Source organism: Pseudogemmobacter sonorensis (assembly GCF_042762395.1).
In the GTDB taxonomy this organism is placed as follows: domain Bacteria; phylum Pseudomonadota; class Alphaproteobacteria; order Rhodobacterales; family Rhodobacteraceae; genus Pseudogemmobacter; species Pseudogemmobacter sonorensis.
In genome coordinates this window covers 33,635-51,940 of record NZ_JBEFZE010000013.1, presented here as the reverse complement: position 1 = coordinate 51,940, position 18,306 = coordinate 33,635, and the positions used below count along the sequence as shown (strand labels likewise).

The window sequence follows — 18,306 nt, the reverse complement described above, 5'->3', positions numbered from 1 at the left end:
GCTCATCGGTCCACCTCGCCGAACACGATGTCCATGGTGGCGATCAGCGCCGTCACATCGGCGAGCTGATGACCCTTGGCCATGAAATCCATCGCCTGCAGATGGGCGAAGCCCGGGGCGCGGATCTTGGCGCGGTAGGGCTTGTTGGTGCCGTCGGAGACCAGATAGACGCCGAATTCGCCCTTGGGCGCCTCGACGCAGGCATAGACCTCGCCCGCAGGAACGTGGAAGCCTTCGGTGTAGAGCTTGAAGTGATGGATCAAGGCCTCCATCGAGGTCTTCATCTCCGCCCGCTTGGGCGGCGTCAGCTTGCCGCGCGCCAGAACGTCGGTCTGGGCGGCGGGCTCGCGCAGCTTCGCCACGGCCTGGCGGATGATCTTGACCGATTCCCGCATCTCGGCCATGCGGATCAGGTAACGGTCGTAGCAATCGCCGTTCTTGCCGACCGCCACGTCGAAATCGAATTCGTCGTAGCATTCATAGGGTTGCGCGCGCCGCAGATCCCAGGCCATGCCCGATCCGCGCACCATCGGCCCGGAAAAGCCCCAGTCCAGCGCATCCTGCGGCGTGATCACGCCGATATCGACCGTCCGCTGCTTGAAGATGCGGTTTTCGGTGATCAGCGTGTCCAGATCGTCGATGCGGGGGATGAAGCTGTCGCACCAGGCCTCGATATCGTCGATCAGCTTGGGCGGAAGGTCCTGGTGCACGCCGCCGGGACGGAAATAGGCGGAATGGAGCCGCGCCCCACAGGCGCGCTCGTAGAACAGCATCAGCTCTTCGCGCGCGATGAAGCCCCACAGCGGCGGCGTCAGCGCACCGACGTCCATCGCCCCGGTGGTGACGTTCATCAGGTGGTTCAGGATGCGGCCGATTTCCGAATAAAGCACCCGGATCAGGCTGGCGCGGCGCGGAACGACCGTGCCGGTCAGCTTTTCGATGGCCAGGCACCAGGCATGTTCCTGGTTCATCGGCGCGACGTAATCCAGCCGGTCGAAATAGGGCAGGTTCTGAAGGAAGGTCCGGCTTTCCATCAGCTTTTCGGTGCCGCGATGCAGAAGGCCGATATGGGGGTCGGCGCGCTCGACGATCTCGCCGTCGAGTTCGAGCACGAGACGCAGCACGCCATGCGCGGCCGGGTGCTGCGGGCCGAAGTTGATGTTGAAGTTGCGGATGCGCTGTTCCGAGGTCTCGATATCCATCGAGCCGTCGTCATAGAAGTTGCGGCGCATGTCACCCGCCGGAACGCCGCCTGCGTTGGAACCGTCCATCACTTGGCCTCCGCTTTCTGGTCGCCCGGCAGGATGTATTCGGCACCTTCCCAGGGGCTCATGAAATCGAACTGGCGGTATTCCTGCACCAGCTTCACCGGCTCGTAGACCACGCGCTTCTGTTCCTCGTCGTAGCGGACCTCGACATAGCCCGTGGTGGGGAAGTCCTTGCGCAGGGGATGGCCGCGGAAACCGTAATCCGTCAGGATGCGGCGCAGGTCCTTGTGGCCCGAGAAGATGATCCCGAACATGTCGAAGGTCTCGCGCTCATACCAGTCGGCGCCGGGGAAAAGCCCGGTGGCCGAGGGCACCATCTCATCCTCGGCCACCGCCAGCTTGACCCGGATGCGGCGGTTGGTGAACATCGAGAGCAGATGCCAGACCACGTCGAACCGCGCCACCCGCTCGGGGTGGTCGACCGCCGTCACGTCGATCAGCGTCGAAAAGCGCAGGGCCGGGTCGCCGCGCAGATGGGCCAGAAGCGGCAGAAGATGCGCTGCCTCGGTCTCGATCGTCAGCTCGCCATAAGCGATCCTGACCGAGGCCACCGCCCCGGGCAGCGCCTCCGAGACCTGATCGGCCAGCGCGCGCAGGGGATCGACCTCGGGGACCGCGTCGGGTTCGGGGGCAGGGCCGGAGGGGGCGTCGGACATGGGGCTCACCTCACCAAGGTTCCGGTGCGGCGGATTTTCCGCTGCAACTGCAAAAGGCCGTAGAGCAGCGCCTCGGCCGTGGGCGGGCAGCCCGGCACGTAGACATCCACCGGCACCACCCGGTCGCAGCCCCGCACCACCGAATAGCTGTAATGGTAATAGCCGCCGCCATTGGCGCAGGAACCCATCGAGACGACATAGCGCGGCTCGGGCATCTGGTCGTAGACCTTGCGCAGCGCCGGGGCCATCTTGTTCGTGAGCGTGCCCGCGACGATCATCAGGTCGGACTGGCGCGGCGAGGCGCGCGGCGCCATGCCGAAGCGTTCCACATCGTAATGCGGCATCGACATCTGGATCATCTCGACCGCGCAGCAGGCCAGGCCGAAGGTCATCCAGTGCAGGGACCCGATGCGGGCCCAGTTGATCACATCCTCGGTCGAGGTCAGCAGGAAGCCCTTGTCCTGAAGGTCACGCGAAAAGGCCGCGACATCGGCGTCCTTGTCCGCGCCCGCGGTGTTCAGACCCGGCATCACTCCCATTCCAGCGCCCCCTTCTTCCATTCATAGCAGAAACCGATGGTCAGCACCGCAAGGAAAACCATCATCGACCAGAAGGCGGTCATCGAGATTTCGCCGAAGGCCACCGCCCAGGGGAAAAGGAACGCCACTTCAAGGTCGAAGATGATGAACAGGATCGACACCAGGTAGAAGCGCACGTCGAATTTCATCCGCGCGTCGTCGAAGGCGTTGAACCCGCATTCATAGGCCGAGACCTTTTCGGGGTCCGGGTTGCGCACGGCGAGGATCGCCGCCGAGGCCATGAGGACGATCCCCAGACCGACCGCAAGCGCAAGCAGAATGAGAACGGGCAGATAATCCCGGAGAAGCGCGTCCACGAGATGCTCCTTAAGCTGGCGACAGCGAGCCTGCGGGCCCGTTTTCGGCCCGCGCACACTCATGCCCTGCTTTACCCCCGCCCCCCGGCGGGGTCAACCGAGCGGGGGCGGAAAAGAGCATCGCGAAGCGGGCGCAACCTGCTTTTGCATACAACGGTATGCAGGTTTTCACCGGGCAGGCCCGGCGCGACGCTGAATCGATTCTCCGAAGGCGGCCCGGCGAAGAAGAATCAGCCAGAAGCCGATAGAAACACTCGGGAATAATGACGCCGCGGCGCGGCGATTGCAAGGATGTGCGAGGGGGACGAAACGCCCTCGGCATCGTCGCCGCAGCGCGGTGTCGCAGGGGGGGGACGGGAGGGCAAACCGGGCCGCGTGCCTGACGCCGGGGAAGGCGCGTCCGGGCGGCGGCGGCCCCGGCCCGAAGGGGCCCGCGCGGCCCGCCTTCAGCCGCACCAGCCCATCCGCGCGCCGCCGTCGTAAGGCCGCCCGTGGCCAAGCGCGATCAGGCTTTCCGATGCGTCCCGACCGTCGAGCCAGAGCCGCACCAGCACCCGCCCGTAGCGGTCGCGGCCCCGGGCCTCGACACGGATCTCGGCCGCCGCCGCGATCAGCCCGATCAGGGCGCTGCGGGCGGCATGGGCGGCACGGATCTCCTCGGCGCATTCGCCCGCCATCTCGGGCGTGTCGATGCCGATCAGCCGGGCGCGGCGCTCCGCCCGCCCCCGCCCTGCCCCTTCCGACGCCGCGCAGACCAGTTCCATCGTGTCGCCATCATGGACATAGCCGGGCCGACAGCCCCCCGCCGCCTCGCCCGCCTCCGTCGGCACAGGCACAGGCACAGGCACAGGCGCCAGCCGCCCCGCCAGCCCGACCAGGCCAAGCAATGTCGCCGCGCAAAGCGCGATCAGCGTCGGGTCGAGGCGCAAGTCACTGCACCCGGGGCGCCTGGACCGGCGCGACATGTTCGGCCTGGCCGATCCGCAGCGCCTCGTCGCGGATGATCCGCGCGATCAGATCGGCATCGGCTTCGGAAAAGCTCAGCGGCAGCCGCATGTCGACCAGCCCGGCCAGAATGCGGTCGGTACGGGGGCAGGACTGCCCGCCCGCATAGCGCCAGTGCTGGTAGCGCGAGGTGAAGGCCACCGGCGCCTCGGCCCCGAACCATTTCAGCTCCACCCCCCGCGCGGCGCAGGCGGCCAGAAACGCGGTCACGCGGACAGGCTCCCACTCCGGCAGCAGGAACTGGAACGAGGACGGCACGAAGCCCTCGGCCCCGGGCCGCGCGACCAGCCGCAGCCCGGGCACATGGCGCAGCCCCGCCTCCAGCCGGTCGTGCAGCGCCCGCCAGCGCAGGCGGCGCCCGGGCAGAAGCGGGATCTGCGGGCGCAGCACCGCCGCGCGCAGATTGTCCATCCGGCCCGAGACATTGGGAATGTCCAGCCGCAGGCCCTCGAACACCTCGGGCCCGGGCGCGGCGGGATGGGCGCCGTAAAGCATGTAGCTGCCCGAAAGCAGCACCATCCGCGCCGCGAGACCGGCATCGTCGGTGACGATCAGCCCGCCCTCGCCCGAATTCATGTGCTTGTAGGTCTGGGTCGAATAGCAGCCGATCGCGCCATGCCGCCCCGAGGGCACCCCGTCCCAATCCGCCCCCATGGTATGGGCGCAATCCTCGATCACCGTCAGGCCAAGCGCGCGGCACAGATCCATCAGCCGCCCCATGTCGCAGACATGGCCGCGCATATGCGACAGCAGCAGAAGCCGCGCCCCGGTTTCGCGCGCCTTCGCCTCAAGGTCCTGGAAATCCAGGGTCAGATCCCCGGTGATCTCGACGAAGACCGCCCGCCCGCCCGCCGCCGCGATGGCCCCCGGCACCGGGGCCAGGGTGAAGGCGTTGGTCAGCACCGGCTCTGCCGCAGCGACGCCGCAGGCGCGCAGCGCGCAGCCGAGCGCATAGCCGCCCGAGGCCACGGCGAGGCAGTAGCGCGCGCCGGTGAAGGCGGCGAATTCCTCCTCAAGCAGCGCGGCCTCGGCGGTCTCGCCCGGGATCGTGTTGTAGCGGTGCAACCGCCCGTGGCCCATCACAGCAAGCGCCGCCGCGACCGAGGCCTCGGGCAAGGGCTCTTGCTGGGTGAAACTGCCCGCGAACCGTTCCCTTGCGCGACGGGCGCCCCCTTCGGTGCCCGCAATGTCAGGATGTTCCATCATTTCCCCGATCCCCCGTCCCGGCGCGCCAGGCGCAGGTAAAGCAGCAGCGTCGCGCTCAGGCAGGCGCCCGCCAGCCAATAGGCCACGTCCGGCGAAGGCTGGCCCCGCGCCGTGTTCCAGAAAAAGTCGAAGGTCTGGCTGAAGGCCAGCGTCCCGGCCAGCATGGCCACGCTCATGATCGCGGAGATGCCGCCCTGAAGCTCGCCCTGCGCATCCTCGGGCACGCGGCGGGTCATCGCCGCGCTCAGCAGCGGATGGACGAAACCCTCGGGGCCGTGAACGACCATCAGCGCGAAGACCATGACCACGCCCCCCGCGAATCCATAGCCGAAGGCCGCCACGATGGCGCAGACCAGGCCGACCAGGATGGTGCGATGCTCGCCCAGGCGGCGCGTGAAGAGGCCGGTCAGCCCGCCCTGGAACCCCGCCATGACCAGGCCGAAGACGGTCAGGGTCAGGCCCACCATCCCCTCGGACCAGCCGAATTTCGCGATGCCCCAGAAGGTCCAGACCGCCTGGTAGACCGAGGACGAAAAGAAGAACAGCCCCAGCACCAGGCACATCGGCAAGACGCCGGGATAGCTGCGGAACACCCGGAAGGCGCCGAAGGGATTGGCGCGGCGCCATTCGAACGGGCGGCGCTTTTCGGGTGCGAGGGATTCGCGCAGCACGAACCAGCCATAGCCGAAGTTCAGAAGCGAGATCGCGGCGGCGGCCAGGAAGGGCACGCGGGGGCCAAACTCGCCCAGAAGCCCGCCGATCCCCGGCCCGATGACGAAGCCCAGCCCGAAGGCCGCCCCCATCAGCCCGAAGGCGCGGGCGCGCTCTTCAGGCGCCGTCACATCGGCGATATAGGCATTGGCGATGACCCAGCTCGCGCCGCAGACGCCGGTCAGGATCCGCCCGACGAACAGCCAGAACAGCGTCGGCGCCCAGGCAGAGATCAGGAAATCCACCCCCAGCCCGAAGATGGCGAGCAGCAGCAGGGGCCTCCGTCCGAAACGGTCGGACAGGTTCCCCGCCAGCGGCGCGCACAGGAAATGCGCCACGGAAAAGGCCGCGAACATCCAGCCCGCCATGGCCGCGGCCCGACCGATGTCAAGCCCCCCCACCTCGCGGATCAGCGCGGGCAGGACCGGGATGATCAGCCCATAACCCACCATGTCCAGAAAGACCGTGACCAGGACGAAGACCACCCCATGGCGCGAGGCTTTCGTCGTGGCGCCCCCCTGCGGGTCTGAGGGTCCCCGAGAGCCCGCCGCGGCGCTCGCTGCGGCGCCGGGCTCGGCGGGGAAGTCTGGACCGGCATCCGAAACTCGGGACATCGCGCACCTGGGGTTTGACCGCACTCGGGATTTGACCGGCCCTGGCCGGGACCGGCCGACAGGCAGTCGATCGCTTGCGGCGAAGCGCCGCGACATGAGACCGCGCGAGGCCATGGACCCGATGGACCGGAAATCCGATGCCCGGCGCGAAGGCGCGGACCCTAATCCCGCGCCCGGAGGCTGTCAAATGACGAGAGGATGACGATCCGGCGCCCCGGGCGGGGCAGGGAAAGGGTGCAAGGCGCCCGGCGGCGCCAGCCCGCCCGCCCCTCCTCGTGGCCATCTTGCGAAATCACCCCCGGATTCCGCCCGCCGCCGCCACAGCGCAGGCGCCGCTCTCCGGGTGCCGCGCGGGCGGCCCCTGCCCGGCTCCCGGGCGCGCGTCGGCCCAGGCCGAGCCTCTCTCCGACCGGCGCCGGTCTGCGTTCGCCGCCGCGCGGGTGAAGCGGCCCGCATTGCGCGCTTCGGATCAGGGGAGTTTCGGCGCATGGAGGGTTTGATGACGGGCTTTGTCACTGGAAGCAAACCCTGCGCGATGGCATGAAAGATGCAGCGAAACCGAAACATCCGGCGAAGGTCGGCCCTGCCCCGAAAGCCATCTCCGAAGCCATCTTGGGCCAGCCAGTTCCCGCGGTCGGCCGCTCTCTGGCGGACCGCGGGCTGGCAAGGCCCGGACCGATCCTTCTCCACCCGGGAGCGGCGCGCCGCCCCTCATCCCCGTCCGCAGCCCTGCGGCCCCTGAAAGGAACCCGCCATGCGCCTCTCGCTTCCCGCCCCCGCCGCAACCGCCCTTGCGCTTGCCCTTGCGCTTGGCCTCGGCCAGCCCGCCCGGGCCGATCTGGTGATCGACGGGCGCGCGGCACAGGCTTTGCATTGCTCGGCCCTGCTCTACATGGTCGCGGACGAGCTTTACCACGCGGGCTATCTGGGCCGCTCCGACTACAATGCGGCGCAGCAGGCGGCGGTCAGGATGCTGGCCTATGTGCCCGGCACCAACGACCAGAAGGCCCAGGCGATGCGCCAGCGGTTCGAGAAGCTGATGCGCTCGCGCAGCCTGCCGCAGCTTTTCGACGAATTCGACAAGACCGCGCCCTGGTGCCGGAAGACGTTTCTCTGAACCCTTCCCGCCGACCCTTTCCTCCCGTCGACTGCGGCCCCCATCCCCGGGGGCCGTTTTTTTCCCGGCCAGGGTCCGAAGGCGCCCTCAGCCCAGAAGGCGCGCGGCCAGATCCGGCAGATCCTCGTATCGGTCCAGAAGCGCATCGGGCTTCAGCCGCGCGATCCCCGCCCCCTCGGGCCCGAAGGCGACCAGCACCCCCGGCACGCCGACGGCGCGGGCGGTCAGAAGATCGGTCTCGGTATCGCCCAGAATCATCGAGCGCGCGACCACGCCCCCCGCCCGTTCCACCGCCAGAACATAGGGCGCGGGATCGGGCTTTCTGACCGGCAGCGTATCGGCACCCACCAGCGCGGCGAACAGCTCGCGCGCGCCAAGGGCACGCATCAGCGCCTCGGCCAGCCCCTCGGGCTTGTTGGTGCAGATCGCCACCGCATGGCCCCCGCGGCGCAGCGCCTCGACCGCCTCGACCGCGCCGGGATAAAGCCGCGTATGCACGGCGATCGCCCCGGCATAGGCCTCAAGCAGGCGCGGATACCACCCGTCGACCTCGGCCGCATCCCCGGCCCGGCCCATGCGCGCGAACCCCAGCCGCAGCATCGCCCGCCCGCCGTGGAAGGCGGTCAGCCGGTCGCCATTGTCCAGCAGATCCCCTGCCCCCATGGCGCGGAAACAGGCATTGGCCGAGGCCAAGAGATCCGCCGAAGTATCGGCCAGCGTGCCGTCGAGGTCGAAGACCACCGTGGAACCACCCTGCAACATCCCGAAACCCTTGGTGAAGCCGAGGCCCCTTGGCGGCCCCCTGCGCTTGCGCGTAGAACGGAGCCGAAGGAAAGGGAAGCCCTGCGGCGACCGCAAGGCCCTGCCCCGCCGCGAAAAGCCACCCCGGGACCGAAGGTCCGACGCCAGATCCACTAAGGACCGCAGGTCCGACAGCACACCCACAAGGACCGAAGGTCCGCCCCCGAAAGACCATGAGGCCCGAATGAGCATCGCCGTCGTCATCCTTGCAGCCGGACAGGGCTCGCGCATGAATTCCGACCTGCCCAAGGCGCTGCACCGGGTGGCGGGCGCGCCGCTGCTGCATCACGCGATGACCGCCGCCGCCTCGCTCGCGCCTGAAAAAATCGTCGTGGTCGCGGGCCATGGCGCAGATCAGGTCCGCGCCTCGGCCCTCGGCTTCGATCCCGAGGCCGAGGTGGTGATCCAGGCCGAGCAGAAGGGCACCGGCCATGCCGTGGACCAGGCCCGCGCCGCGCTGGCCGGTTTCGCGGGGGATCTGGTGGTGCTTTACGCAGATACCCCCTTCATCCGCCCCGAGACCCTGCGCGAGATGATCGAGGCCCGCCGCGACCGCCCCGTCGTCGTCCTGGGCTTCGCGCCCGCCGACCCGGGCCGCTACGGCCGCCTGGTGATCGAGGCGGACCGGCTGGTCCGCATCGTCGAATGGAAGGACGCGACCGAGGCCGAACGCGCGATCCCGCTGTGCAATTCCGGCGTGGTCTGCGGCGATGCGGCCACGCTCTTCGACCTGATCTCGGCCATCGGCGACGACAATGCCGCGGGCGAATACTACCTGACCGACATCGTCGGCATCGCCGATGCGCGCGGGCTGGGCGCGGGCGTGGTGATCTGCCCCGAGGCCGAGACCCTGGGCGTCAACACCCGCGCGCAACTGGCCCAGGCCGAGGCCGCCTTCCAGGCCCGCGCCCGCGCCGAGGCGCTGGAGAACGGCGTCACCCTGACCGCGCCCGAGACGGTGTTCCTCGCGCTCGACACCCATATCGGCCGCGATGCGGTGATCGGGCCCAATGTGATCTTCGGTCCCGGCGTCACCATCGAATCCGGCGCCGAGATCAAGGGTTTCTGCCATCTTGAGGGCTGCCATGTCTCGCGCGGCGCCGATGTGGGGCCCTTCGCGCGGCTGCGCCCGGGGGCGGAGCTGGCCGAAGACGTCCATGTCGGCAATTTCGTCGAGATCAAGAACTCGATCCTCGACGAAGGGGTGAAGGTCGGCCACCTGACCTATATCGGCGATGCCGATGTAGGCGAAGGCACCAATATCGGCGCGGGCACCGTCACCTGCAACTACGACGGGGTGATGAAACACCGCACCAGGATCGGCAAGCGCGCCTTCATCGGATCGGACACGATGCTGGTGGCGCCGGTCTCGGTGGGGGACGGGGCGCTGACCGGCTCGGGCTCGGTGATCACCCGCGACGTGCCCGCCGAGGCGGTGGCCATCGCCCGGGCGGTCCAGGTGGTGAAACCCGGCCTCGCCACGGCCCTGTTCGAAAAACTGCGCGCGCTGAAGGCGGCGAAGACGAAAGGATAAGCCCATGTGCGGCATCATCGGCGTTCTGGGCAGCCACGAGGCCGCCCCCCTGATGGTCGAGGCGCTGCGGCGGCTCGAATATCGCGGCTATGACAGCGCGGGGATCGCCACCGTGCAGGACGGACGGCTCGACCGCCGCAGGGCGGTGGGCAAGCTGGTCAATCTCTCGGACCTGCTGGTGCACCAGCCGCTCGCGGGCAAGGCCGGGATCGGGCACACCCGCTGGGCCACCCATGGCGGGCCCGAGATCCGCAACGCCCATCCCCATCGCGCGGGCGGCGTGGCCGTGGTCCACAACGGCATCATCGAGAACTTCCGCGAATTGCGCGCCGATCTGGCGGCGGACGGCTACCATCAGGAATCCGACACCGACACCGAAGCCGTGGCGCTTCTGGCGCAGCGCGAACTGGATCGCGGCGCCACGCCGGTCGAGGCGGCGAACCGCACGCTCGACCGGCTGGAGGGCGCCTTCGCTTTGTGCTTCCTGTTCGACGGCGAAGAGGATCTGATCGTCGCCGCCCGCAAGGGCAGCCCGCTCGCCATCGGCCGGGGCGAGGACGAGATGTTCATCGGCTCCGACGCCATCGCGCTGGCGCCGCTCACCGACCGCATCACCTATCTGGAGGAAGGCGACCGCGCCGTGGTGACCCGCGCGGGCGCGCAGATCTTCGACGCCGGGGGCCGCCGCGCCAACCGGGCCGAGACGCGGGTGCGGCTCGACAGCGCGCGGATCGAAAAGGGCGGGCACAGGCATTTCATGGCCAAGGAGATCGCCGAGCAGCCGGTGGTGATGGCCGATGCCCTGCGCCATTACACCGGCGGCGGAACGCATCGCCTGACCCTGCCCGAAGGGCTCGACTTCGCCGCCACCGACCGGGTGGTGCTGGTGGCCTGCGGCACCGCGAGCTACGCCTGCCATGTCGCGAAATACTGGTTCGAGCAGATCGCAGGGCTTCCGGCCGAAATCGACATCGCCTCGGAGTTCCGCTACCGCGATCCGGTGCTCTCCCCCGCCTCGACCGCGATCTTCGTCAGCCAGTCCGGCGAGACGGCCGACACGCTCGCCGCCCTGCGCCACGCGCGGGACAAGGTCGCGCGGGTGGTCTCGGTGGTGAATGTGCCGACCTCCTCGATCGCGCGCGAATCCGACCTCGCCCTGCCGATCATGGCCGGGGTCGAGGTCGGCGTGGCCTCGACCAAGGCCTTCACCTGCCAGTTGGTCGTGCTGGCGCTGATGGCGCTGAAGGCGGGCCTCGACCGGGGCCGGATCACCGAGACGGAACTGGCGGCAAGGCTGGACGCGCTCTCGGCGCTGCCGGGGCTGGCGAATGCGGCGCTCTCGCTCTCGGATCCGGTGGCGCGGATCGCGGGCGACCTGGCCAAGGCGCGCGACATCCTCTTCCTGGGCCGCGGCGCGATGTATCCGATGGCGCTGGAAGGCGCGCTGAAGCTCAAGGAAATCAGCTATATCCATGCCGAGGGCTATGCCTCGGGCGAGCTGAAGCACGGACCGATCGCACTGATCGACCCGCAGGTGCCGGTGATCGTGATGGCGCCGATGGACGGGCTGTTCGACAAGACCGTCTCGAACATGCAAGAGGTGATGGCGCGCGGCGGCAAGGTGCTGCTGCTCTCGGATGCCAAGGGGGTCGAGGCGGCGGGGCCCGGCACCTGGCAAAGCCTCACCCTGCCCGCGGTCGATCCGCATTGGGCGCCGATCCTCTATGCGATTCCGGCGCAGCTTCTGGCCTATCACACCGCCATCGCCAAGGGCACCGATGTCGACCAGCCAAGGAACCTCGCCAAATCGGTGACGGTGGAATGAGCGTCCAGCCCCGAACTGGACCCGCCGCATGACCCCGGAAACCGCCATCGCGCGGCTGCGGGCCGAGGCCGACCCGGCCCTCGCCGCGCAATCCGCCGCCTATCACAAGACCACGCGCGAGGTGCTGGGCCTGCGCGTGCCGCGCATCACCGAACTGGCCACCGAATGGCGGCAGGGAATGGACATCCCCGCGCGCGTGGCGCTTGCCGATGCGTTGTGGCGCGCGGATATCCACGAAAGCCGGATCGCGGCGGCGAAGCTGCTGACCCAGGCCCGCATCCGTCCCGACGACGGCGCCTGGCGGCTGATCGCCGCCTGGGTGCCGCAATTCGACGGCTGGGCCCTGGCCGATCACGCCTCGGACGCGGGCGCGCGCCGCCTGATCGCCGATCCGGCCCGGCTCGACGAGGTGGAGGGCTGGACCGCCGCGCCCCATGTGTGGAGCCGCCGCGCCGCGCTCGTGATGACGCTGCCCTGGGCGCGGATGAACAACCTCAAACCCGCCGACCGGGCGATCCGCGCCCGGGTGCTGGGCTGGGCGGCAGGCTATGCCGCCGACCCGGACCCGGTGGTCCAGAAGGCGGTGGCCTGGTGGCTGCGCGACCTGTCGAAACACGATGCCGATGCCACGCGCAACTTCCTCGAAACCCATGGCGCCGCGATGAAACCCTTCGCCCGACATGAGGCCTCCCGCCACCTGCCCGCCACCTGACGGGCCGCAGAAAAGCATTTCCCGCACACATCGCGCAAAGCCTTTCCCTCTCTTGACGCGATCAGATTTCCCGGCCCCTTCGCCCCCACTCCCGCTTCCCACCACAAGACAACGCCAGCCGCCCCTCGTCAGCCACCAGCCAGAACCGGCCCTGCCCCATTCTTCTTTGCAAAAATATCCCGGGGGTGAGGCGCCAAAGGCGCCGAGGGGGCAGCGCCCCCTCCCCCGCCCCACCAGAATCAACGACCGTAGATCGTCACTTCCGGCAGTTCCGTCAGCCCGATCCCCAAGGTCTGATAGGCCGAGAACGACATCAGCGCGCCCCCCGAGGTCGGACGCAGCTCGACCGCCAGCGACCGCCCGCCGGGCACGACCACCCGGCCCTGGCCCGGCGCGGAAACCAGGCTGGTCCGCACCCAGAGCCCCGCCTCCGCCGGGGGGCCGAGCGCGACGACCGCGCGGCCCAGCTCGCGCTCGCCGCCTGCGGCCGGGGCGGCAAGCGCCGCGCGCTTTTCCGCCTCCGAGGTCTGGTCGAGCGCCTCGGGCGCATAACCCGCCGCGCCCAGGGGCTGCACCGATACCGCGGGGGCGAACTCGGTGGCCAAATCGGCGCCCGGCCGGGGCGCCTCCTCGCGGCCACGCTCGAACAGGGCGCAGCCCGAAAGGCCCAGCAACAATGGCAAGATCAGCGAAAACCGGGCGGGGAACGGGGCAATGTACATCATGCCCGGCAGATTAGCCCCCCGGGCGGGTCTGGGCAATCGGCTTTCCCGCAGGCTTTCCCGCTTGCGGCAGGCCCTCGCGCATCCTACTTTCCGACCATGCCGGATCCCGCCCCCCTCATCGACCCTTTCGCCCGCGCGATCCGCTACCTCAGGGTCTCGGTCACCGACCGCTGCGATTTCCGCTGCACCTATTGCATGGCCGAGCATATGACCTTCCTGCCGAAGGCCGAACTGCTGACGCTTGAGGAACTCGACCGTCTCTGCTCGGGTTTCGTGCGCCTGGGGGTCGAGAAGCTGCGCGTCACCGGAGGCGAGCCGCTGGTGCGCCGGGGCATCATGACTTTCTTCGAGGCCATGGCCCGCCACCTTCGGAGCGGCGCGCTGAGCGAGTTGACGCTGACCACCAACGGCAGCCAGCTCGCGCGTTTCGCCCGGCCGCTGGCGGATCTGGGGGTGCGGCGGGTCAATGTCTCGCTCGACACGCTCGATCCGCAGAAATTCGCCCAGATCACCCGCTGGGGGCGGCTCGCGCAGGTGCTCGACGGCATCCGGGCGGCGCAAGAGGCCGGGCTTCGGATCAAGATCAACACCGTCGCGCTCAAGGGTTTCAACGAGGACGAACTTTTCGCCCTCACCGAATGGTGCGCGCGCGAAGGCCACGACCTGACCTTCATCGAGGTCATGCCGATGGGCGAGATGGGCGAGGATGCCCGGCTCGACCGGTTCTGGAGCCTGCGCGACCTGCGCGCCCGGCTGGAAGAGCGCCACACCGTCACCGATCTGATCGAGCGGACCGGCGGGCCCGCGCGCTATCTACGGTTGGAGGAGACCGGCCAGAAGATCGGGCTGATCACGCCGCTGAGCCATAATTTCTGCGAAAGCTGCAACCGGGTGCGGCTGACCTGCACGGGCGAGCTTTACATGTGCCTGGGGCAAGAGGACATGGCCGACCTGCGCGCGCCCCTGCGGGCGGGCGCACAGCTCGAAACGCCCGAAGAGGCCGAGGGCCTGCTGGAGCGCGCGATCCGCGACGCGATCCTCAGAAAGCCCAAGGGCCATGATTTCGACTATTCGCGCCGGGTGATCCGCGGCCAGATGCCCCGCCACATGAGCCATACCGGAGGCTGATCGCGCCCGCGCGCCGCGATTCGCGCCGGATGCCGTTCGGGCGGCACCGATCCGTGGATTTTGGACGAAGGCGGATGCCCTATGGCGACGGCCAGCCGGAAACGTCACGGCCCCGCCAAAGCCTGCGATGAAAGCCAGGAAATCGCTCTGCCAGAGACCGGAAACGGGGGCCGACCGGAACCCGGCGGGCAGGATGTTCGCCTCAGCGCAGGCTCAGGATGCTTTCGCAACAGCCTGGCCGGGGCTTCCGCGCCCCGGACCGGGTCCGGCGCCAGCCCCCCGAAAGGCCCCCCATCCAAGGCCCCCATCCGACAAAAAATTTCCGCATGCGCCGCAGGTGTGAGGGAACACCGGAGGCACATGCGGTCCCCGGACCTCTGGGGGCCGGGTTATCACGCAAAGGCTGCGCGCCTATTTCGTCAGGATCAGCTTGCCCTGCCGGGTGATGCGCAGGGTATAGACCTGCCCGTCCAGCACGATCTTGGCCAGCGAGCCGCCTTCGGTCAGCACCCGCGCCTCATGGACCGGGGTGGCATCGGCGGTCAGCCAGGGCGTCAGCATCGGTTCGGGATGCGCGTTCATGCCCGAACCTCCGCCATGCGGTCGATCAGGGCCTCCAGCACGGAACTGGGGGTGCTCCCCATCGCCGCCTGGCGCAGAAGTTCGGCCAAAGGGAGCCGGTCACCCGTCTCGGGTCGGGGCATGAGGGTCACTCCATCGCGTTTCGGAAATCTTGCTGGCTGGCCCGCGACGGGGCTTGGCTGCGCTTGAATAATTCCTGACTGAAATTCTTGGCTATGTCAATATTCAACTTTTCCGAATTGCACAGGCTGGCCCGTCGCGCCCGGAAAAGGGCGCTCCCGGGATCGAAAAATCCATACTTTACCAATGGATAGCCGCAGGACAATCCCGCCGCCGACCCGGCCGGGCAAGAGGGTCGGCCCCGGCATGCCCCCCCTGCCCGCCGCAGCCGCTTCCACCGCTCCGAAAGGGAATCGGGCCGCGCCCGGCCTCAGTCGCCCCAGACGCGCTCCAGCGCCGCCAGCCAGTTGCCATGCGCCAGCCGCGCGATCAGCGCCTCGTCGTAGCCATGGGCGCGCATCGCCTCGAACAGGCGCGGCAGGCCCGCCGCATCGCCGATCCCCCTGGGCACGGTCGCGCCGTCGAAATCCGAGCCGAGCCCGACCCGTCCCTCGCCCAGCCTGAGGATCAGGTGGTCGAGGTGGCGCATCACCGGCTCCCATCCCATCTCGGGGCTGTCGCGGCCGTCGGGGCGCAGGAAGACGGTGGCGAAGTTCAGCCCCACCATGCCGTCGCTTTCCGCGATGGCGTCAAGCTGCCAGTCGGTCAGGTTGCGGGCCGAGGGCGTCACCGCCCAGGCGTTGGAATGGGTGGCGACGATGGGCCGGTCCGAGACCGCCATCAGGTCGCGGAACCCCTGCGCGTTCAGGTGGCTGACATCGACCAGGATGCGCAGCGCGGCGCATTCGCGGATCAGCGCGCGGCCCGCCTGCGTCAACCCCTCGCCGGTGTCGGGGTCGGCGGGAAAGCGGAAGGGCACGCCATGGCCGAAGACGGTCGGGCGGCTCCACACCGGGCCGAGCGAGCGCAGCCCCGCCGCGTGGAACAGATGCAGCGCGTCCAGATCGGGGCCGATCGCCTCGGCGCCCTCGATATGCAGGACGCCCGCGATGGCGCCCGCGCCCATGGCGGCGCGGATCTGCGCCACGTCGCGGCAGGTGCGGAAAGTCCCGGCCGAGACCCGCTCCATCCAGCCGAAGATCCCGGCCTGGGCCAGCGCCACCGCCGCGGCGCGGTCCTGCGGCACCGGATCGGGCAGCGGCATGTCATAGGGCGGATTGTCCATCGCCTTGAGGAAATCCGCGGGATCGCCCTCGAAATCCGAGGGCACATAGATCGCGAAAAGCCCGCCTGCGAAGCCCCCCGCCCGCATCCTTGGCAGGTCGAGATGCCCGACCGGCGCCGCGGCCCCGCCCTCGATGTCCAGAAAGATCTCCTCGCGCCGCGCGCCCGCGCGCCAGAGCCGCAGGAGAAGGTCGTTGTGACCGTCGAAGACCTGCACCGCCATTGCCGTCGTTCCTTTCCACAGATCCATGCCCGGCCGGATCGCCGTCATGTCGCCTTTGCGCCCCGGCCACCTCGCCCATCGGTCCGGCCCGCACCGTCAGCCGGACCGAAGCCCCTGCCCGAAGGCGGATGGGCAGGCTTCGGTGCCCGGCGCGATGCCCCCCGTGATCACGGGCCCGACCGCAATCCGGCAGAGGCAGCGCGGCGCGACCCTGCCAGAGCCCGGGGCCGGACGCCAGAGCCCGCGGTCCCGACCGGACCTTCCGATGCGCCGCCGGGGCGGGATGGACCCGCCGAGTGCCGCCCGCTTCAGCATCGGCCACACCGCCCACCCTCGCGCCACGGCAGCCTCGCGGGCCCAAGCCTCCCGTCTGCGCGTCATGGCACCCGCCGACCCTCGGAGTGCTGAAACCTCGCGGCTTGACGCGGGCGGCGCCATCGGCCCTTCACGGGTGTCGCCCGCTCGCAGCGCCGGACCTCGTGGGTCGGGGCAAGCCCTGCCATCCGCCGCGTCATGGGCCACACGCCGACGCAACGCCGAAAGCTCGCGAGGTGGGCCCGGGCCGCACCACCCCTGCTTCGCGGGCGTCGGCCACCCTCGCAGCGCGGAGCCCCGTGAGTCGGGGCGAGCCCCTGCCATCTACGTGCCATGCCCCCCCGCATTGCTGAAACCTGGCCGACCCAAGCCACCAACCGCCCATCGGCCTTCCCGACCGCCCCCCCCGGGGGCGGCTGGACCGCGTAGGAAGCGAGATCTGGCCGCATCATGGCGCTGGCAAGACGGGAAAAGCTGTGCTCACATCGGGGCATGACCGCCAGCCCGCCTCCCAACAGCCCGCCTCCGGCCCCCCCTGCCTCGACCGAAACGGCTCTGGCCGAAACGGCTCCGGGCCACCCTGCTCCGACCGACCCGCCCCTTGCGGGCCGCGGCTCCCCCGGCCAGGCCCCCGCCCCCGGACACACGGAGGCCGAGGAGGCGGAGGCATTGCTGGGCAAGCTGCTCGCCGTGCCGCCGCCGGAACTGTCGGCCCCGGCGCTGTCCGAGACTTTGGAGCGGTGCTGGGGGATCTCGGGCAGGCTTTCGGTCCTGACCTCCGAACGCGACCTGAACCACCGGCTCGACGGCGGCGACGGGCGGCGCTGGCTGGTGAAGCTCACCAATCCGGCAGAGCCCGAGACGATGACCGACTTCCAGACCCGGGCCTTCCTGCATGTCGCGGCGCGCGATCCAGAGCTTCCCACCTCGCGCCTCGCGCCCACGCGCGGGGGCGACAACTGGCTTTCGCTGCCGCAGGGTCGGCTTCGGGTCTTCGGCTGGCTTGAGGGCAGCCCGCTTCACCAGATCGCCCCGGACCCCGCCCTTTCCCAAGGCACGGGCGCGGCGCTCGGGCGGCTGACGCGTGCGCTCGAAGGGTTCGACCATCCGGCGGCGGATCACGTTCTTCTGTGGGATATCAAACATTTCGCGCGCATTGCGCCGCTGATCGCCGCGCTGGAGGACAAGGGCCTGCGCCAGGAGGCCGAGGCGGTTCTGGCGGATTTCAACGCCCGCGTCGCGCCCCTGCTCCCCGACCTGCCGAGCCAGATCTGCCACGCCGATTTCAACCCGCACAACCTGCTGGCGGATCCCGGGGCGCCGGAGCGGATCTCGGGCATCCTCGATTTCGGCGATATGGTCCGCACCGCGCGGGCCTGCGATCTGGCGGTGGCGGCGGCCTATCAAGTCGACGCGCGGGCGCCGGAGGAAAGCCTTGCGGCCTTTGCCCGGGGCTATGCCCGTCATGTCGCGCTTGGCCCCGACGAGATCGGGGTGCTTTTCGACCTGATCCGGGCGCGGATGGTGACGACGCTGGCGATCGCCGGATGGCGGGCGCGGCGCCATCCCGGGAACGCCGCCTATATCCTGCGCAACGCGCCCTCGGCGCGGGCGGGGCTGCGGGCAATGCGGGATCTGGGCCGCGAAGCCGCCGGTTCGATCTTTCGCCGCGCGCTGCCCGCCCCGGAATGACCGCCCCCGGGAA

General features: G+C 69.5%; 18 protein-coding genes. 6 read left to right on the top strand and 12 right to left on the bottom strand.

All coding sequences use genetic code 11. The annotated features are described in order from the left end of the window. Nucleotides 1-2: 2 nt before the first annotated feature. From ABNX41_RS11490 to ABNX41_RS11460, 7 genes are all read right to left on the bottom strand, one after another. Nucleotides 3-1,271, bottom strand: coding sequence for an NADH-quinone oxidoreductase subunit D (locus ABNX41_RS11490; protein WP_438669871.1), 1,269 nt, complete (start codon nt 1,269-1,271; stop codon nt 3-5). Next, the gene (locus tag ABNX41_RS11485) at nt 1,271-1,924 is read right to left on the bottom strand and encodes an NADH-quinone oxidoreductase subunit C (RefSeq protein ID WP_438669870.1); all 654 of its coding nucleotides are present in this window, start codon (nt 1,922-1,924) and stop codon (nt 1,271-1,273) included. Before ABNX41_RS11485 ends, ABNX41_RS11490 begins: the two co-directional genes overlap by 1 nt. A gap of 5 nt (nt 1,925-1,929) precedes the next feature. Beyond that, on the bottom strand, nt 1,930-2,463 hold the full coding sequence (locus ABNX41_RS11480) for a NuoB/complex I 20 kDa subunit family protein (protein ID WP_438669869.1): 534 nt from the start codon (nt 2,461-2,463) through the stop codon (nt 1,930-1,932). Beyond that, nucleotides 2,454-2,819 carry an NADH-quinone oxidoreductase subunit A gene (locus ABNX41_RS11475; protein WP_438669868.1) on the bottom strand — a complete coding sequence of 122 codons (366 nt, stop codon included), beginning with the start codon at nt 2,817-2,819 and terminating at the stop codon, nt 2,454-2,456. The genes ABNX41_RS11480 and ABNX41_RS11475 overlap by 10 nt, the downstream gene beginning before the upstream one ends. Nucleotides 2,820-3,265: 446 nt before the next feature. After that, entirely contained in the window at nt 3,266-3,748 is a 483-nt protein-coding gene (locus ABNX41_RS11470; RefSeq protein WP_438669867.1) for a thermonuclease family protein, read from the bottom strand. A 1-nt stretch (nt 3,749) separates the two neighbouring features. Next, nucleotides 3,750-5,030 carry a DegT/DnrJ/EryC1/StrS family aminotransferase gene (locus ABNX41_RS11465; RefSeq protein ID WP_438669866.1) on the bottom strand — a complete coding sequence of 427 codons (1,281 nt, stop codon included), beginning with the start codon at nt 5,028-5,030 and terminating at the stop codon, nt 3,750-3,752. Next, on the bottom strand, nt 5,027-6,355 hold the full coding sequence (locus ABNX41_RS11460) for a TCR/Tet family MFS transporter (protein WP_438669865.1): 1,329 nt from the start codon (nt 6,353-6,355) through the stop codon (nt 5,027-5,029). Before ABNX41_RS11460 ends, ABNX41_RS11465 begins: the two co-directional genes overlap by 4 nt. Before the next feature lie 754 nt (nt 6,356-7,109). Here ABNX41_RS11460 and ABNX41_RS11455 point away from each other — a divergent pair. After that, nucleotides 7,110-7,472 carry a hypothetical protein gene (locus ABNX41_RS11455; protein ID WP_438669864.1) on the top strand — a complete coding sequence of 121 codons (363 nt, stop codon included), beginning with the start codon at nt 7,110-7,112 and terminating at the stop codon, nt 7,470-7,472. A gap of 87 nt (nt 7,473-7,559) precedes the next feature. Here the strand turns inward: ABNX41_RS11455 and ABNX41_RS11450 are convergent, their stop codons facing one another. Further along, nucleotides 7,560-8,231 (bottom strand): HAD-IA family hydrolase, encoded by a 672-nt coding sequence (locus ABNX41_RS11450; protein WP_438669905.1) that lies wholly within the window; start codon nt 8,229-8,231, stop codon nt 7,560-7,562. A gap of 226 nt (nt 8,232-8,457) precedes the next feature. Between ABNX41_RS11450 and glmU the strand changes: the two genes are divergently transcribed. From glmU to ABNX41_RS11435, 3 genes are read left to right on the top strand one after another with little or no spacing between them, the layout of a single operon-like run. Next, nucleotides 8,458-9,807: a bifunctional UDP-N-acetylglucosamine diphosphorylase/glucosamine-1-phosphate N-acetyltransferase GlmU gene (gene glmU / locus ABNX41_RS11445; protein WP_438669863.1), complete on the top strand. Its 1,350-nt coding sequence runs from the start codon at nt 8,458-8,460 to the stop codon at nt 9,805-9,807. Between the two features lie 4 nt (nt 9,808-9,811). Then, a complete protein-coding gene (glmS, locus tag ABNX41_RS11440) occupies nt 9,812-11,632 on the top strand; it encodes a glutamine--fructose-6-phosphate transaminase (isomerizing) (protein ID WP_438669862.1) in 1,821 nt (606 codons plus the stop codon). Nucleotides 11,633-11,660: 28 nt separating this feature from the next. After that, nucleotides 11,661-12,344 (top strand): DNA alkylation repair protein, encoded by a 684-nt coding sequence (locus ABNX41_RS11435; protein ID WP_438669861.1) that lies wholly within the window; start codon nt 11,661-11,663, stop codon nt 12,342-12,344. A 239-nt stretch (nt 12,345-12,583) separates the two neighbouring features. On the opposite strand, the gene ABNX41_RS11430 is transcribed toward ABNX41_RS11435, so the two are convergent. Next, the gene (locus tag ABNX41_RS11430; RefSeq protein WP_438669860.1) at nt 12,584-13,069 is read right to left on the bottom strand and encodes a hypothetical protein; all 486 of its coding nucleotides are present in this window, start codon (nt 13,067-13,069) and stop codon (nt 12,584-12,586) included. A gap of 96 nt (nt 13,070-13,165) precedes the next feature. Between ABNX41_RS11430 and moaA the strand changes: the two genes are divergently transcribed. After that, complete coding sequence (gene moaA, locus ABNX41_RS11425; RefSeq protein WP_438669859.1) at nt 13,166-14,197, top strand: GTP 3',8-cyclase MoaA; 1,032 nt, start codon at nt 13,166-13,168, stop codon at nt 14,195-14,197. Nucleotides 14,198-14,608: 411 nt separating this feature from the next. Here moaA and ABNX41_RS11420 read toward each other — a convergent pair whose 3' ends face one another. The 3 genes from ABNX41_RS11420 to ABNX41_RS11410 all read right to left on the bottom strand — a co-directional run bounded on the left by ABNX41_RS11420 (nt 14,609) and on the right by ABNX41_RS11410 (nt 16,286). Next, nucleotides 14,609-14,779, bottom strand: a complete 171-nt coding sequence (locus ABNX41_RS11420) for a hemin uptake protein HemP (protein WP_438669858.1) — start codon at nt 14,777-14,779, stop codon at nt 14,609-14,611. Continuing rightward, a complete protein-coding gene (locus ABNX41_RS11415) occupies nt 14,776-14,901 on the bottom strand; it encodes a hypothetical protein (protein WP_438669857.1) in 126 nt (41 codons plus the stop codon). Before ABNX41_RS11415 ends, ABNX41_RS11420 begins: the two co-directional genes overlap by 4 nt. A 308-nt stretch (nt 14,902-15,209) precedes the next feature. Continuing rightward, entirely contained in the window at nt 15,210-16,286 is a 1,077-nt protein-coding gene (locus ABNX41_RS11410; protein ID WP_438669856.1) for a dipeptidase, read from the bottom strand. Between the two features lie 984 nt (nt 16,287-17,270). On the opposite strand from ABNX41_RS11410, the gene ABNX41_RS11405 reads away from it, so the two are divergent. Continuing rightward, a complete protein-coding gene (locus tag ABNX41_RS11405; protein WP_438669855.1) occupies nt 17,271-18,293 on the top strand; it encodes a phosphotransferase in 1,023 nt (340 codons plus the stop codon). The last annotated feature ends 13 nt before the right edge of the window (nt 18,294-18,306 follow it).

Excerpts from the sequence above, each read along its gene's own strand:
- ABNX41_RS11490 (WP_438669871.1), bottom strand. The coding sequence starts at position 1,271 with ATGGACGGTTCCAACGCAGGCGGCGTTCCGGCGGGTGACATGCGCCGC.
- ABNX41_RS11485 (WP_438669870.1), bottom strand. The coding sequence starts at position 1,924 with ATGTCCGACGCCCCCTCCGGCCCTGCCCCCGAACCCGACGCGGTCCCC.
- ABNX41_RS11480 (WP_438669869.1), bottom strand. The coding sequence starts at position 2,463 with ATGGGAGTGATGCCGGGTCTGAACACCGCGGGCGCGGACAAGGACGCC.
- ABNX41_RS11465 (WP_438669866.1), bottom strand. The coding sequence starts at position 5,030 with ATGATGGAACATCCTGACATTGCGGGCACCGAAGGGGGCGCCCGTCGC.
- ABNX41_RS11460 (WP_438669865.1), bottom strand. The coding sequence starts at position 6,355 with ATGTCCCGAGTTTCGGATGCCGGTCCAGACTTCCCCGCCGAGCCCGGC.
- ABNX41_RS11455 (WP_438669864.1), top strand. The coding sequence starts at position 7,110 with ATGCGCCTCTCGCTTCCCGCCCCCGCCGCAACCGCCCTTGCGCTTGCC.
- glmU (WP_438669863.1), top strand. The coding sequence starts at position 8,458 with ATGAGCATCGCCGTCGTCATCCTTGCAGCCGGACAGGGCTCGCGCATG.
- glmS (WP_438669862.1), top strand. The coding sequence starts at position 9,812 with ATGTGCGGCATCATCGGCGTTCTGGGCAGCCACGAGGCCGCCCCCCTG.
- ABNX41_RS11435 (WP_438669861.1), top strand. The coding sequence starts at position 11,661 with ATGACCCCGGAAACCGCCATCGCGCGGCTGCGGGCCGAGGCCGACCCG.
- ABNX41_RS11430 (WP_438669860.1), bottom strand. The coding sequence starts at position 13,069 with ATGATGTACATTGCCCCGTTCCCCGCCCGGTTTTCGCTGATCTTGCCA.
- moaA (WP_438669859.1), top strand. The coding sequence starts at position 13,166 with ATGCCGGATCCCGCCCCCCTCATCGACCCTTTCGCCCGCGCGATCCGC.
- ABNX41_RS11420 (WP_438669858.1), bottom strand. The coding sequence starts at position 14,779 with ATGAACGCGCATCCCGAACCGATGCTGACGCCCTGGCTGACCGCCGAT.
- ABNX41_RS11415 (WP_438669857.1), bottom strand. The coding sequence starts at position 14,901 with ATGCCCCGACCCGAGACGGGTGACCGGCTCCCTTTGGCCGAACTTCTG.
- ABNX41_RS11410 (WP_438669856.1), bottom strand. The coding sequence starts at position 16,286 with ATGGCGGTGCAGGTCTTCGACGGTCACAACGACCTTCTCCTGCGGCTC.